The organism is Pseudomonas fragariae (ex Marin et al. 2024) (assembly GCF_059621105.1).
Map to the genome: position 1 here is coordinate 533,526 of NZ_CM184369.1, position 15,624 is coordinate 549,149.

Sequence of the window (15,624 nt, forward strand, 5' to 3'; positions counted from 1 at the left end):
GAACAACCTTGATTGGGTAACGGACGGTACTCGTCATGGCTGATCGTCACGATTACGTAGCTCTTGAATGGCTGAAGGGCGAAATCGCCGAAACGCTGCGCCAGGCCCGTCAGGCGCTGGACGGGGTCATCGAAGACCCGGCCAACGCTGCGGCGATGGCCGAGTGCCTGAACCTGGTGCATCAGGTTCACGGCAGTCTGCAGATGATCGAGTTCTATGGCGCCGCGTTGCTGGCCGAGGAAATCGAGCAACTGGCGTTGGCGGTCCAGCAGAACCGCGTCAGCCATCCGATCGAGTCCGAGCAACTGCTGATTCAGGCCATGAGTCAGTTGCCGGTTTACCTGGAACGCATTCATTCCGCGCGCCGCGACCTGCCGCTGGTGGTCTTGCCACTGCTCAATGACCTGCGCAGTGCGCGGGGCGAAAGTCTGCTCTCGGAAACCAGCCTGTTCGCCCCGCAACTGGTCGTCGTGCCGGCGCTTGATGAACAAGAGCTGGCGCGGCGCAATACCCCGGAATTGCCCAACCTGCTGCGCAAACTGCGCCAGACCCTGCAGGCGGCGCTGGCCGGCCTGATGCGCGAGCAGGGCGTGCAGACCCAGCTCGGCTACATGGCCAAGGTCTTTGCCCGGCTTGAGCAGTTGTGCGAAGACGCGCCGCTCGGTGCGCTCTGGCGGATCGCCTCGGCACTGGTCGAAACCATGCTCAACGGCAACTTCACCAACAGCCCGGCGCTGCGCAGCCTGTTGAAGGATGCCGACAAGGAACTCAAGCGTCTGGCCGAGCAGGGCGTCACCGGCATCAATCAGCCCGCCCCCGAAGAGCTGTTGAAAAGCCTGCTGTTCTATATCGCCAAGTCCGACAGCCTGGCGCCGAAGATGCTCGACCTCAAGGACCAGTACGCGCTGGCCGACGCCTTGCCCGGCAACGACGTGGTCAACGAAGAGCGCGCCCGCATGGCCGGTCCGGACCGTGACGCCATGCGTTCGGTGATCGTGGCCTTGTGCGAAGGGCTGGTCAGGGTCAAGGAACGGCTCGACGTGTTCGTGCGCGGCGACCGTCAGCATGTCAGCGAGCTCAACGCGTTGCTGCCGCCGTTGCGGCAGATTGCCGATACTCTCGCGGTGCTGGGTTTCGGCCAGCCGCGCAAGGTGATCATCGACCAGCTTTCCGTCGTCATCGGTCTGGCGCAGGGGCAGCGCGAGCCCAGCGACGCGGCGCTGATGGATGTCGCGGGTGCCTTGCTCTACGTCGAATCGACCCTTGCCGGCATGGCGGGCAGTCACGAGCAGGTCAGCCGCGAGGAAAGCCGCCTGCCGACCACCGACCTGACGCAGATTCATCAACTGGTGATTCGCGAAGCCCGCACGGTGTTGCAGCAGGCCAAGGACGTGATCCTCGATTACATCGACGGCGCGTGGGACCGACAGCGCCTCGATCCGCTGTGCGCGCTGATCGTGCAGGTTCGTGGCGCGCTGGCGATGATCCCGCTGGCCCGTGCTGCCAGCCTGCTGGCCGCCTGCAACGAATACATTCAGGAACACCTGCTGGTCGATGAAACCCGTCCCACCTGGGTTCAGCTCGATTGCCTGGCCGACACCATCACCGGCATCGAGTATTACCTGGAGCGCATGCTCGAAGACCATCAGGCGCCGGGCGACCAGGTGCTCGACATGGCCCAGCAGAGTCTGGCACGACTGGGCTATACGCCCGCTGCGGACACCCTCGACGTGCCATTGCTCGAAGAGGTCATCACTCAGGACGAGTTGCTGGAACTGGATGACCGCAAGGCGCTGGTCAGCCCCACGCAAACCATTGCTCAGGTCCTCGCCAGCCCGGTCTCGGCCGTCAACCCGCCCGCCCGCAACGTCCCCGCCAGCCTGTTGCCGCCCTCGGCCGGGGAAGAGGCGGTGGACGACGAGTTGCGCGATGTGTTTCTCGAAGAGGCCGACGAGGTGCTCGACGCGCTGCGCGAGTACCTGCCGCGCTGGTTCACCTCGCTCGGCAGCGACGGCCATTGGGACAGCACGGCGCTGACCGAAGTGCGTCGTGCGTTTCATACCCTCAAGGGCAGCGGCCGGATGGTGCGTGCGCTGATTCTCAGCGAACTGGCCTGGGCGGTGGAAAACCTGCTCAACCGGGTGCTGGAAGGCGACGTGTTGCCGGGCCTCGAAGTGCAGCAACTGATGACCGAAGTGCAGGCGCTGCTGCCGTCGGTCATCCGCGACTTTGCCGAAGGTGCACAGTGTCAGCGCGATGATGTCGACCTGCTGGCGGCCCGCGCCCATGCGTTGGCCAACGGGCTGGAGCCACCGATGCTGCCAGCCGCGGATGATCATGCGCCAGGCCAGCCTGTTGCCGACGAACCGCTCGATCCACAGTTGCTGGAGATTTTTCGTCAGGAAGCGCTCGGCCATCTGAATACCCTCGGTCGCTTCCTCGACAACGCCGAACAATCAGCGTCGCCGGCGATCAGCGACGCCGTGCTGCGTGCGCTGCATACGCTCAAGGGCAGCGCGCACATGGCCGGAGTGCTGCCGATTGCCGAACTGGCCAGCCCGCTCGATCAGCTGGTGCGTGAATACAAGGCCAACCTAATCGATATCGGCTCACCGGAACTTGCCCTGCTGCGCAGCGCCGAACCCTTGCTGCACAAGGGCCTCGAACAACTGGACAGCACGCCGCTGGCCGATATCCCGGGGGCCGCGCCGCTGATCGAGGCTGCCCTGGCGATGCTCAACGACCGCCTCACCGTGGTGCTGCGCGAGTCGGACAGCGGCCTGCGGATCAAGCGCAACCCCACGCTGCTCGCCGGTTTTCTGGCCGAGGGCATGGACATCGTGCTGGATGCGGAGAACCTGCTGCAGCGCTGGCGGCAGCACCCCGGCGAGCGCCAGGAACTGAGCGCGCTGCTCGACGAACTGACCACCCTCGGTCATGGCGCGCACCTGGCCGACCTGCCGCAGGTCGATGAGCTGTGCGAAGCCTTGCTCGACCTCTACGGTGCGGTCGAGGAAAGCAGTCTGGCGGTCAGCGAGCGGTTTTTCGATGTGGCAGAAAATGCTCACGAAGCGCTGATCAACATGCTCGATCAGGTGGCGGCCGGCCAGGATGTCGAGCCGCGTCCCGAATGCGTGCGCGCCTTGAACCAGTTGCTGGATCAGGCGCTTGACCCGTCGGCGACCGGGCTGGTCAAGAGCGACGGCCATCGTACCTTGAGCGTTACCGAGCTCAACGCCGCCACCGAGCAACTGGCCAGCGAGGCCGGACACACTGAAGTTGCCGGGCCGGACGACGAAATCGTCGAGATATTTCTGGAAGAGGCCGTCGATATCCTCGACAGCGCCGGTCAGGCGTTGCAGCGCTGGCTGGCCGATCCGGAAAACCCTGCGCCGCTGGCCTCCCTGCAACGCGACCTGCACACCCTCAAGGGCGGTGCGCGGATGGCTGAGGTGGCCGAAGTGGGCGATCTGGCCCACGAACTGGAAAACCTCTACGAAGGCTTGATCGACCGGCGCTTCAACCATTCGCCGACGCTGGCTGCGCTGCTGAACGAGAGCCACGACCATCTGGCGATTCTGCTCGAGCAATTGTATCGGCAGGAAGCGCTCAGCGACCCTTCGGCTTTGATCGAAGCGCTGCGCAGTTGCCGCACGCTCGAGAGCGCCGGACCCGAGGTGCAAGCCTCGCCTGCCGCCCATGAAGATCTTCCCGAGCATGACGCCGAGCTGCGTGAAGTCTTCCTCGAGGAAGGTTTCGACATCATGGAAAGCTCCGGTGCGGCGTTGGCCCGCTGGCAGGCTGATCCGCACAACATGCTGGAAGTCGAAAACCTGCTGCGCGACCTGCACACCCTCAAGGGCGGCGCGCGGATGGTGGAAATTGCTCCGATAGGCGACCTCGCCCACGAGCTGGAGACGCTTTACGAGGGGCTTTCCGCCGGGAGCCTGCAGCCTGCGCCGTTGATGATCGGCCTGTTGCAGAGCGGCCAGGATGTGCTGGCCGACATGCTCGATGCCGTGCGCAATGAAAAACCGCTGCCTGACGCCTCCTTGCTGATCGAGAGCATTCGCAGGCTGGCCACCGATGAGCCGTCGGGCGCACAGCTGGCTGCGCAGGACCCGGAAGTCCATCCGGAGTCCGTCTTAGCCGTGGCCCCGGTCGCCGAGGGCGAGGTCGAGCGCAGTGGCCCGGAAATGGTCAAGGTGCCTGCCGAGCAACTGGAAGACCTGGTCAACCTGGCCGGCGAAACCTCGATCTTCCGTGGACGCATCGAACAGCAAATTATTGACTCGCAGATCGCCCTGGTAGAGATGGAAACCACCATCGAGCGGATGCGCGATCAATTGCGTCGTCTGGACATGGAAACCCAGGGGCGCATTCTCAGCCGTGAGCAGGTCCAGGCCGAGCGGTTGGGCTATGAAGAGTTCGACCCGCTGGAAATGGACCGTCATTCGCAGTTGCAGCAGTTGTCACGCGCCCTGTTCGAATCGGCGTCCGACCTGATGGACCTCAAGGAAACCCTCGGTGCGCGCGCCCGCGACGCGGAAACGCTGCTGTCGCAACAGGCCAGGGTCAACACTCAGCTTCAGGAAGGCCTGATGCGTACGCGCATGGTGCCGTTCGAGCGACTGGTGCCGCGCCTGCGTCGCGTGGTGCGCCAGGTGGCCTCGGAACTGCACAAGAAGGTCCATTTCGAAGTGGGCAACGCCGACGGTGAAATGGACCGCAACGTGCTGGAACGAATGGTCGCGCCACTCGAGCACATGCTGCGCAACGCCGTTGATCACGGGCTTGAAAGCACCGAAAAACGTATCGCCGCCGGTAAGCCGGAACAAGGCCATATCAGTCTGGAACTGATGTACGAAGGCGGCGATATGGTCATCGAACTGAGCGATGACGGTTCCGGTGTCGACCTCGCTGCGGTACGCCGCAAGGCCATCAAGCGCGGCATGATCCATCCGGATGCCGATCTGTCCGACCATGAAGTGTTGCCGTTCATTCTGCAGGCGGGGTTTTCCACCAGCGAGATCATCACCCAGATTTCCGGCCGCGGTGTGGGCATGGATGTGGTGCACGCCGAGGTCAAGCAACTGGGCGGTTCGATGGTCATTGACTCGGTGCCGGGCAAGGGCACGCGCTTCCGTATTCGCCTGCCGATTTCGGTGTCGGTCAACCGGGCGTTGATGGTGACGTGCGGCGAAGAACAGTATGCGGTGCCGCTCAATACCGTCGATGGCATCGTGCGCGTCATGGCCAATGAGCTGGACGGCTATTACCAGACCAGCCCGCCGCGCTATCAATATGGCGGGCGCAGTTACGAGTTGCGCTATCTGGGCGAGTTGCTGGGCAGCAGTCCGCCCAGGCTGGCCGGGCAATTGCAGCCGCTGCCGGTGTTGCTGGTGCATCTGCAGGATCAGTGGGTGGCGGTGCAGGTCGATGCGCTGGCAGGCTCGCGCGAGATCGTGGTCAAGAGTCTTGGCCCGCAGTTCTCCAGGGTGCAGGGCATTTCCGGTGCGACCATTCTGGGTGACGGCCAAGTGGTGCTGATTCTTGATCTGATGGCGCAGATTCGTAACTTGCAGGGCTTGCCTTTCCGAGGGCTTATGGCGCCTGCCTATCACGAAGTCGAGCACGCCAGACCGTTGCTGGTGATGGTGGTGGACGATTCGGTGACGGTGCGCAAAGTTACCAGCCGTCTGCTGGAACGCCACGGTATGCACGTGCTGACCGCCAAGGACGGTGTCGATGCCATGACCCTGTTGCAGGAGCACACCCCCGACATCATGCTGCTCGATATCGAAATGCCGCGCATGGACGGCTTTGAAGTGGCCAGTCAGATCCGCCAGGACGAACAGCTCAAGGACCTGCCTATCATCATGATCACCTCCCGCTCGGGCCAGAAGCATCGCGATCGGGCGATGGCGGTAGGCGTCAACGAGTACCTGAGCAAGCCGTATCAGGAAACCGTGTTGCTGGAGAGCATCGCTTACTGGAGTCAGGCGCATGTCTGAAGGCACGTTCCAGACCAGCCGTCTGACCAGCCTGACCGGCTTGCTGGTGCCGTTGAGTGACCGGCATCTGCTGCTGCCCAACGTCGCGGTCGCAGAGTTGATCGATTACCAGGATTGCAGCGCAGAGCCGGGCGCCCCCGAGTGGTATCTGGGGCCGATCATCTGGCGCGAACTGACCTTGCCGCTGCTCAGCTTCGAAGCCGCCTGCGGAGGCCGCACCCGTGTCGGCGGCCGAGCCCGGATCGTGGTGCTCAACGCACTGGGCGGACGCAACGACGTCAGGTTCATCGCCCTGCTGACCCAGGGCATCCCGCGCTCGTGCAAGGTCGACAGCCAGTTGAGCTACGTCGACGTCCCGCTGGCCGAACTGGAACTGGCCGCCGTACAGATCGGCGAAACCATAGCCCGTATTCCCGACCTCGAAGGGCTGGAGCAATGGCTGGTGGATGCAGGGCTGTCATAGTTAAAGAGGACGCGGAGCGTCCAGAACTGCATGCGACGCGGAGCGCCGCACGATAGTTACAGGATTATCGTTCCTCACGCTCCAGCGTGGGAATGCCTTTCGTGACGCTCTGCGTCACAGATCTGCGTCGCACCGCACGCTCAAGGCAGGACGCGGAGCGTCCAGAACTGCATGCGACGCGGAGCGCCGCACGATAGTTACAGGATTATCGTTCCTCACGCTCCAGCGTGGGAATGCCGTGCGTGACGCTCCGCGTCACAAATCTGCGCCGCACCGCACACTCAAGACAGGACGCGGAGCGTCCAGAACGGCATGCGACGCGGAGCGCCGCACGATAGTTACAGGAGAGCGTCCAGAACGGCATGCCTACGCTGGAGCATGGCCACGATAGGGGTCAAACGCCTCACGACGAACAGCTGATTTCCAGGTGCTTGCCCCAGTCCGGCGGGCGTTGGGCGTAGCCTTGCATGCCGGATTGTTCGGTGAAGGGGTTGCAGAGCACCTGATGCAGGCGGCGGACTTCTGCGTAGTCGCCTTTTTCCGCTGCGGCGATGGCGTTCTGCGCCAGGTAGTTGCGCAGGATGTACAGCGGATTGACCGCATGCATGCGGTTCTGACGCTCCTGCTCGGTGCCGTTGTCCTCAAGGGCAATACGCGCCTGATACGCTTGCGCCCAGCCATCGAAGCCCTTGATATCGACAAAGTCGTCACGCAGCGTGCGCAACGCCTCGGCGGCTGGCTGGTCACCCAGGCGACGGAAGAACAGGGTGTAATCCACGCCACTGTTCTGCATCAATTTCAGCAATTGGCTGACCAGTTGTTCGTCCTGCTCATTCGCGACGGTCAGGCCCAGTCGACGGCGCATCAGGTCCAGGTAGTGCGCCTGATACAGCGGCAGGAACAAACCGATCGCCTCGCGCAACGCTTCCACGCTGATGAAAGGGGTCAGCGCCTGTGCCAGTGCGCTGAGGTTCCATTGCGCGATAGGCACCTGATTGCTGAAGGAGTAGCGGCCTTCATGGTCGGAGTGGTTGCAGATGAAGTGCTCATCGAAATCATCCAGAAACGCGAACGGTCCGAAGTCGAAGGTAATGCCCAGAATCGACATGTTGTCGGTGTTCATCACACCATGGCAGAAGCCGTAGGCCTGCCACTTGGCAATCAGCTCTGCGTTGCGCTCGACGATTTCCCGGAACATCGCCAGATACGGCTCCGGCTGCTCCTGACAGTGCGGGTAATGCATCGTCAGCACATGCTCGGCGAGGGTCTTCAACTGCTCTGGCTGCTTGGTGTAGAAGAAGTATTCCAGGCTGCCGAAGCGCACATGACTCTGCGCCAGACGCAGCACCATGGCTGCATGCTCCTGGGTTTCGCGCCATACCGGCGTGCTGGAGCTGACCACACACCCCGCGCGGCTGCTGGGGATGCCCAGTGCGTGCAGGGCTTCGGAGGCCAGAAACTCGCGGATCGACGAGCGCAGTACGGCGCGCCCGTCCCCCATGCGTGAATACGGCGTGCGGCCGGCGCCCTTGAGGTGCAGGTCCCAGTGCTCACCTGCATCGTTGTAGACCTCGCCGAGCAGCAGCCCGCGACCGTCGCCCAGGCGTGGGTTGTAGGAGCCAAACTGATGCCCGGAATACACCATCGCCCGAGGTTCTGCCTCCGACCACAGCTTGTGGCCGCTGAAGATTTCCGCGAACAGCGGCAGATCGGCCTGCTCAGGCGCCAGGTCCAGCAGCGCCAGCGCTGACTGGCTGGCTACTACCAGCTGCGGCGCATCGATGGGCTCAGGCAGCACGGAAGTGGAGAACGCATCGCCCAGACGGGCAAAGCGGTTGTCGAAAATGAGTTCGTCGAGTGCTTTCAAAGCGTATCGCCTCCAGAGGGGAATTTCAGGCTTTCAACGAAGCGGCGGCCTGCCTGGCTCGTCGGGCGTGTTGCAACGGTCAGAACCCGTAGACCGGGTGCCTGGGTGGTAGTTCTGGTGATCGGGCTGCGCCCGGACTACCGGTTCCGGCTTCGCTCGAAGGCGGCCAGGATCGTTCGTTCCGATTGCACCAGATAATCCTCGAGCATGCGCGTTGCCTCATCGGTCTTGCCCGCGTCCAGGCGCCCGAGTACCGCAGCATTCATGTCCAGATAGGGCGAATGCAGCAGTTCCGGATTGTTGAGCAAGCCGAAGGCCAGTCGCAACTCTGCCGATATCTGCGCATAAAACGCCACCAGTCGCGGGCTGTCGGACAGCTCGACGATGGCCTTGTGAAACATCATGTTGGCGGTACCCACGGCAATCCAGTCCTTCGCTTCACGCGCCTGCACGCCTGCCTCGACCGCATTGCGCATGTGCAGCACACCGGGATGCTGTGGGTAAGCCTGGGCAATCGCCCCGCACTCGATGAAGCGCCGAATTCGGTAGATATCGATGATCGACGCCATATCAGGCTTGGCCACGGTGACCCCGCGATTGGGCTCGTGGGTCAGCAGTCCTTCGCGGGTCAGTACTCTGAAGGCTTCTCTCAGGGTATTACGGGAAATATCCAGACTCTCGGCCAGAGCGGCTTCCGAGAGGCGCTGACCAGGCACCAGCTCGCCCTCGACCAGCATTCTGCGAAGCTCAGTGGTGATCGATTCTCCGAGGGTGCGAGGGAGGGCAGAAGCAGCGTCGTTCATAAAGGGTCCAGAGAAAGAAAAGCCAGGTCGATATTCCACGACAGCTGATTGGCTGGCAAGGACGAAGGTCAACAGATGCTTCATCAGGTAGCACACCTGAGTCCCTGCGTAACAACATGGTGCACATGGTTGATCCACACCATCTACATTGTTCAACAATATTATCTTTGTGTATCTACAACTTGGCGCGCTTGAATGACCTTTGGCATGGTCGTTGCTCAAGCAGATTACCTCTCATCTCAGGAATGCCGCCGTGACACAGACTGCCAATGAGTTCACCAAGGCGCGCCGCGCCTCATTGATCGCCGCGATCTTCATGATGGCGACCTCTGCCATCGGCCCTGGCTTTCTGACCCAGACAGCCACGTTCACCGCGACGCTGGGGGCGGCGTTTGCCTTCGGCATCCTGGCTTCGATCCTGATCGACTTCGTGGTACAGCTGAATGTCTGGCGCATCGTCACGCTGACCAGAATGCGCGCGGCCGACCTGGCCAACGCAGCGATCCCCGGCAGCGGTTATCTGCTCGCGGTATTGGTCATCTTCGGCGGCCTGGTATTCAGTCTGGGCAACATCGCCGGTGCGGGCCTGGGCTTGAACGCGTTGACCGGGCTTGATCCCAAATGGGGTGGCGCCTTGAGCGCGTTGATCGCCATCGCGATCTTTTCGTCGCACCGCGCCGGCATCGCCATGGACCGCATCATGATGGTGCTGGGCACCCTGAAGGTCTGCCTGATTCTGTTCGCCGCCTTTGCCTCGCATCCGCCGCTGGGTGAAGCGCTGCGCCAGACCGTCCTGCCGGACATGGTCGATTTCGCGGCCATCACCACCATTGTCGGCGGCACGGTCGGCGGCTATATCACTTACGCCGGTGCTCACCGCTTGCTGGATCGCGGTACCGTCGGGGTCGAGAACATCGATGTAGTGTCCAAGGCGGCGCTCACCGGTATTCTGGTCACCGGGGTTGTTCGTTACATACTCTTTCTGGCGATCCTCGGCGTGGTCGCCAGCGGCGTCGTCATCGACGTGTCCGGTAAGGGCGCAAACCCTGCGGCCCAGGCGTTCACCGCTGCCGCTGGCAACTTCGGCCTGATCATGTTCGGCCTGGTGCTCTGGGCGGCCGGTATCAGCAGCGTGATCGGCGCGTCTTACACGTCGATGTCGTTCATCACGGTGTTTTCCAAGCGCATCACCGAGCGAGCTCGTAACCTCGCCACGGTCGGCTTTATCCTGATCACCGTGGTCGTATACGTCATGTGGGGCAAACCACCGGCCGCGCTGCTGGTCTTTGCCGGGGGCTTCAACGGTTTGATCCTGCCACTGGGCCTGAGCATTTTTATGTACGTCGGCTGGCGCCGGTCCGACATGATGGACGGCTACCACTACCCGCGCTGGCTGCTGGTACTGGGCGTGCTGACCTGTCTGCTGTCGTGGTACATGGCTTTCAAATCAGTCGGTCCTATCTTTGCCTTCATCAATGCAGCCTGATTTCGGAGAATAAAAATGCCTGCAATAGACCTCAACAGTGATCTCGGTGAAAGCTTCGGCGCCTGGAGCATGGGCGATGACGAGGCGATTCTCGATGTGGTCAGCAGCGCCAACGTGGCCTGCGGCTTCCATGCCGGTGACCCGGCCGGGATCCTGCGCACCCTCGAGGCCGCTGCGGCCCGGGGCGTTGCCATCGGCGCGCATGTGGCCTACCCGGACCTGGTAGGGTTTGGCCGCCGCAACATGGACGTCCCGTCCGACCAGCTGACCGCCGATGTCATTTATCAGATCGGTGCGCTTCAGGGCCTGGCCCGCAGCGCCGGGACGAGCGTGAGCTACGTCAAACCCCACGGCGCGCTGTACAACACCATTGCTGGTGATCAGCGTCAGGCCGCGGCGGTCATTCAGGCGCTGCTGCGCATTGATCCCGAGTTGAAGCTGGTGTGCCTGGCTAATTCCCCGCTGCTCGACTGGGCACGCGAAGCCGGGCTTTCCTGCGTCGCCGAAGCGTTCGCCGACCGCGCCTATACCGCTCAAGGCACGCTGGTCTCGCGCTCGCGGCCCGGTGCGGTGCTGCACGACGCCGAACTGATCGCCGAGCGCATGCTGCGCCTGGTGCGCGAAGGCGTCATCGAGGCTGAAGATGGCCGCGAAATCAGCCTGCAGGCCGATTCGATCTGCGTGCATGGCGACAGCCCGGGCGCGGTGAACATCGCCCGCATCCTGAAAAACCGTTTGCACGATGCAGGCGTCACTGTCCGCGCATTCAATCGAGGCTGATCATGAACTCACTGCAACTCGCCCGCGAGGCAGCCAGCGCCGCCCGTACCCGTTATCGCCAGGGATTCGTCGCGCCGACCGCTGGCGAGGCGCCTGGTCTGACCCAGTGCAACATGATCACCCTGCCACGTGAATGGGCGTATGACTTTCTGCTGTTCGCACAGCGCAACCCGCAAGCCTGCCCGGTGCTGGATGTGACCGAGGCCGGCAGCCACACCACCCTGTTGGCCGAGCAGGCTGATCTGCGCACCGACCTGCCGCTGTACCGGGTCTGGCGCGACGGGCAACTGGCCGAAGAACTGAGTGATGTGAGCCACATCTGGGCGCAGCACACCGATCTGGTCAGCTTTCTGATCGGCTGCAGCTTCACCTTCGAAACCGACCTGATGCACGCCGGCATCGACGTGCGCCACATCAGCGAAGGCTGCAATGTGCCGATGTACCGCAGCAACCGCGTTTGCCGCCCGGCCGGGCGCCTGCAGGGCAACATGGTGGTGTCGATGCGCCCGATCGCGGCGGACCGGGTTGCCGAAGCGGCGCGGATCACCGGGCGCTATCCCGGTGTGCACGGCGCGCCAGTACACGTCGGCGAGCCTGGACTGCTCGGCATCAACGACCTGGCGAGCCCTGATTTTGGTGATGCGGTGACGATCAGGCCCGGCGAGATTCCGGTGTTCTGGGCCTGCGGCGTGACCCCGCAGGCGGTGGTCATGGCGTCCCGTGTGCCGTTTGCGATTTCCCACGCGCCGGGCCACATGTTCATTACCGATATCCCGGACAGCTATTACCACGTATAGGAGAGGCTCATGCGTTTCTACCCGGCCAACCTGGATGCACTCCTGGTTGAACTGTCGAATCTGGACGAGACCCTGGCCCTGTTCGAATCGTTACAGCAGATGCCCATCGCTGGCGTGGAGGAAATCGTCCCGGCCGCCCGAACGTTGCTGGTGCATTTTCGTCCGTCAGCCATCGGTTTCGAAGCACTGGCCACACAGATCGCCTCGCGCGACATTCGTGGCAAGGCGCGCGAGGCGGGCAAGCTGATCGAAATACCGGTACATTACAACGGCGAAGACCTGGCCGATGTCGCCCGCGAGCTGGACATCAGCGTCGAGGAGGTCATCAAGCGCCACACCGGCAGCGACTACAACGTTGCGTTCTGCGGCTTTGCGCCCGGATTTGCCTACCTCAGCGGCGGCGCCGGGTTCGTGGTGCCACGGCGCAGCACGCCGCGCACGCGTATTCCGGCTGGCGCAGTGGCACTGGCCGGTGGTTTCAGTGGCATTTATCCACAGGCCAGCCCCGGCGGCTGGCAGATCATCGGGGTGACCACCTCAACCATGTGGGACCTGGGCCGCGACGAGCCCGCCTTGCTCCAGCCCGGCTACCGCGTGCGTTTCCAGGATGCCGGTCCGCTCCCGGAGACCGGTGTGCAGGTTGCCGCACCTGTCCGGCCGCAGGCGACGACGGTCAGCGAAGACTATCTGCAGATCGAGACGCCAGGTCTGCAGACCCTGTTTCAGGACCTGGGGCGTCCCGGTCGCGCGGGGCAGGGTGTTTCCGCATCGGGCGCGCTGGATCGCGGCGCCTTGCGCGCTGCCAACCGCGCGGTGGGTAACGATCCGGCGACGGCGTGCCTGGAAATTCTCATGGGCGGCCTGACCTTTACCTGTCAGGGGCAGACCGTTGTGGCGATTACCGGGGCTCAGGTCAGCGTCGAGGTGCTGACCGCCGAAGGGCAAAAATTGCGGCCGCTGCTTTATGCGCCTTTTCCTCTACAGAACGGCGATCAGGTCAGCATCGGTTCCCCGACTGCCGGCCTGCGCAATTATCTGGCGGTTCGTGGCGGTTTCATTCATGAGCCGGTGCTCGGCAGCCTGTCCACCGACACGCTGGCCCAGGTCGGGCCCGCCGCGTTGGCAGCGGGTGACCGGCTGGGCTTCACGCGCAGAACCGGCGGCCTTTCAGTATCGACTGCCGAACAACCGGCCTTCGAGATGCCGCGTAGCGATGAGGTCATCACCCTGGATGTGGTCATGGGGCCGCGCAGTGACTGGTTCAGCGCCGAAGCACAGCAACTGCTGGCGCAACAGACCTGGCTGGTCACGCCGCAATCCAACCGTATCGGTATTCGCCTGGCGGGCGAGCAATCGCTGCAACGTGCCGTCGATGGCGAGTTGCCCAGCGAGGGCACCACGGTCGGCGCCATTCAGGTGCCGCCCAGTGGCCAGCCGGTGCTGTTTCTGGCCGATCACCCGTTGACCGGTGGTTATCCGGTCATCGGCGCAGTCGCCACCTACCACCTGGACAAGGCCGGGCAGATTCCGGTCAATGCCCGCATTCGCTTCAACCCGCTGAGCGCCTTCGAGCCAGTGCGCCCCGCCACTTCAGACGAGACCAAGAACAGATGAAAAAGGTTCTGATAGCCAATCGTGGCGAAATTGCCGTTCGTATTGCCCGTGCCTGCCGTGACTACGGAGTCGCCTCGGTGGCGGTGTACGCCGATGCCGATATCGACGCGCTGCACGTGCGTCAGGCCGATGAAGCCTACGGGCTGCAGGGCGAGCGCCCGACCGACACTTACCTGAACATCGAAAAGCTGCTGGCGGTTGCCGCGCGTGCCGGTGCCGACGCGGTTCACCCGGGCTACGGCTTCCTCTCGGAGCGCGCCGAATTCGCCCGCGCGGTGATCGACGCCGGTCTGATCTGGATCGGCCCCGATCCTGCGACCATCGACGCGCTGGGCGACAAGGTCCAGGCCCGACGTATCGCCCTGAAAGTCGGCGCACCCCTGGTGGCCGGTACGGAAGACCCGGTAAACGATGCCTCTGAGGTGGTCACATTTGCCGAGCAGCACGGCCTGCCGATTGCCATCAAGGCTGCCTTTGGCGGCGGTGGGCGCGGCCTGAAAGTCGCCTGGAAGCTCGATGAAGTCAGCGAGCTGTACGAATCTGCAGTGCGTGAGGCGGTGACCGCGTTCGGTCGTGGCGAGTGCTTCGTCGAGCGCTTCCTGGATCGCCCACGGCACATCGAAGCGCAGATCATCGCCGACCGTCATGGCCGGGTGGTTGTGGTCGGCACCCGTGACTGCTCGTTGCAGCGTCGCAACCAGAAGCTGATCGAAGAAGCGCCAGCGCCTTATCTGAATGACGAACTGCGCCAGCGCATTCACGAGTCGGCCCGCGCGGTCTGCGCCGAAGCGGGCTATGTCGGTGCCGGTACGGTGGAGTTCCTGCTCAGCGGCGATGGCACCCTGTCGTTCCTGGAGGTCAACACGCGCTTGCAGGTCGAACACCCGGTGACGGAAGAAACCAGCGGTGTGGACCTGGTCATCGAACAACTTCGCGTCGCCGACGGCCTGCCGCTGTCGTTCGATGGCACGCCTGTGCCGCGCGGTCACAGCTTTGAATTCCGCATCAATGCCGAAGACGCGGGCAACGGCTTTCTGCCGACGCCGGGGTCTATCACTTTATTTCAGCCGCCGTCCGGTCCGGGCGTGCGTCTGGACACCGGCGTGGCAGAAGGCTCACGGGTTTCACCAAACTTCGACTCGATGATCGCCAAGCTGATCGTCACCGGCGCCACCCGCGAACAGGCCATCAGCCGCGCCCGCCGTGCGCTGGCCGAGTTCAAGGTGGAAGGCGTGGCCACCGTGCTGCCGTTCCACCGGGCGGTCATGGACCATGCCGACTTCACCGCGGCCAATACCTTCGCCGTCCACACCCGCTGGATCGAAACCGACTTCGCCGAGCACGTCACCATCGCCCCGCGCAACGCAGAGCCGGTCGATCCCGGCGTGTTGCGCACCTTCGTTGAAATCGACGGCAAACGCCATGAACTGGGCCTGCCTGCTGCGCTGCTGGCCGGCATGAGCCTGAACGCTGCCGCCCCGGCTGACGCCAGCCAGCCAGTCGCCGATGCCCCGGACCCGCACGCCGTGCTGACGCCGGTAGCGGGCAACCTGCATGCCTGGGCGGTTGAAGACGGTGCGACGGTAGAAAAGGGTCAGGTGATCGCGATCATGGAGGCGATGAAGATGGAAACATCGATACTGGCACCGTGTGCCGGAACCGTGCAGATCAGCAAGGAGCCTGGGGGGTATCTGGAGGCGAAGGTGGTGATTGGGCGGGTTGAGGCCGCTACGTAATCAGGTTGTTAATTGCTCCGCGCAACCGGGTGTTGCAGCTCGGTTGGGCAGCATGGATAGCATC

At 63.3% G+C, this 15,624-nt stretch carries 9 protein-coding genes; 7 read left to right on the forward strand and 2 right to left on the reverse strand.

Features of this window, described 5'->3' with window-relative positions; all coding sequences use genetic code 11:
• Positions 1-35: 35 nt before the first annotated feature.
• Together AC54XV_RS02475 and AC54XV_RS02480 are read left to right on the forward strand one after the other, a co-directional pair.
• Positions 36-6,014 carry a hybrid sensor histidine kinase/response regulator gene (locus AC54XV_RS02475; protein ID WP_496717791.1) on the forward strand — a complete coding sequence of 1,993 codons (5,979 nt, stop codon included), beginning with the start codon at positions 36-38 and terminating at the stop codon, positions 6,012-6,014.
• Complete coding sequence (locus AC54XV_RS02480) at positions 6,007-6,477, forward strand: chemotaxis protein CheW (protein WP_003404582.1); 471 nt, start codon at positions 6,007-6,009, stop codon at positions 6,475-6,477. Before AC54XV_RS02475 ends, AC54XV_RS02480 begins: the two co-directional genes overlap by 8 nt.
• Before the next feature lie 403 nt (positions 6,478-6,880).
• Here the strand turns inward: AC54XV_RS02480 and selO are convergent, their stop codons facing one another.
• Positions 6,881-8,344 carry a protein adenylyltransferase SelO gene (gene selO, locus AC54XV_RS02485; RefSeq protein WP_496717793.1) on the reverse strand — a complete coding sequence of 488 codons (1,464 nt, stop codon included), beginning with the start codon at positions 8,342-8,344 and terminating at the stop codon, positions 6,881-6,883.
• 137 nt (positions 8,345-8,481) lie between these two features.
• The gene (locus tag AC54XV_RS02490) at positions 8,482-9,147 is read right to left on the reverse strand and encodes a GntR family transcriptional regulator (protein ID WP_016567019.1); all 666 of its coding nucleotides are present in this window, start codon (positions 9,145-9,147) and stop codon (positions 8,482-8,484) included.
• Positions 9,148-9,400: 253 nt separating this feature from the next.
• On the opposite strand from AC54XV_RS02490, the gene AC54XV_RS02495 reads away from it, so the two are divergent.
• The 5 genes from AC54XV_RS02495 to AC54XV_RS02515 are packed head-to-tail and all read left to right on the forward strand — an operon-like array spanning position 9,401 to position 15,560.
• Positions 9,401-10,633: an NRAMP family divalent metal transporter gene (locus tag AC54XV_RS02495; protein ID WP_011266439.1), complete on the forward strand. Its 1,233-nt coding sequence runs from the start codon at positions 9,401-9,403 to the stop codon at positions 10,631-10,633.
• Between the two features lie 15 nt (positions 10,634-10,648).
• Positions 10,649-11,413: a LamB/YcsF family protein gene (locus AC54XV_RS02500; protein ID WP_024641081.1), complete on the forward strand. Its 765-nt coding sequence runs from the start codon at positions 10,649-10,651 to the stop codon at positions 11,411-11,413.
• Positions 11,414-11,415: 2 nt separating this feature from the next.
• Complete coding sequence (locus tag AC54XV_RS02505; RefSeq protein WP_496717796.1) at positions 11,416-12,210, forward strand: putative hydro-lyase; 795 nt, start codon at positions 11,416-11,418, stop codon at positions 12,208-12,210.
• A 9-nt stretch (positions 12,211-12,219) separates the two neighbouring features.
• Positions 12,220-13,824, forward strand: a complete 1,605-nt coding sequence (locus AC54XV_RS02510) for a 5-oxoprolinase subunit B/C family protein (RefSeq protein WP_496717798.1) — start codon at positions 12,220-12,222, stop codon at positions 13,822-13,824.
• Positions 13,821-15,560, forward strand: coding sequence for an ATP-binding protein (locus AC54XV_RS02515; RefSeq protein WP_496717800.1), 1,740 nt, complete (start codon positions 13,821-13,823; stop codon positions 15,558-15,560). Before AC54XV_RS02510 ends, AC54XV_RS02515 begins: the two co-directional genes overlap by 4 nt.
• Positions 15,561-15,624: the final 64 nt, after the last annotated feature.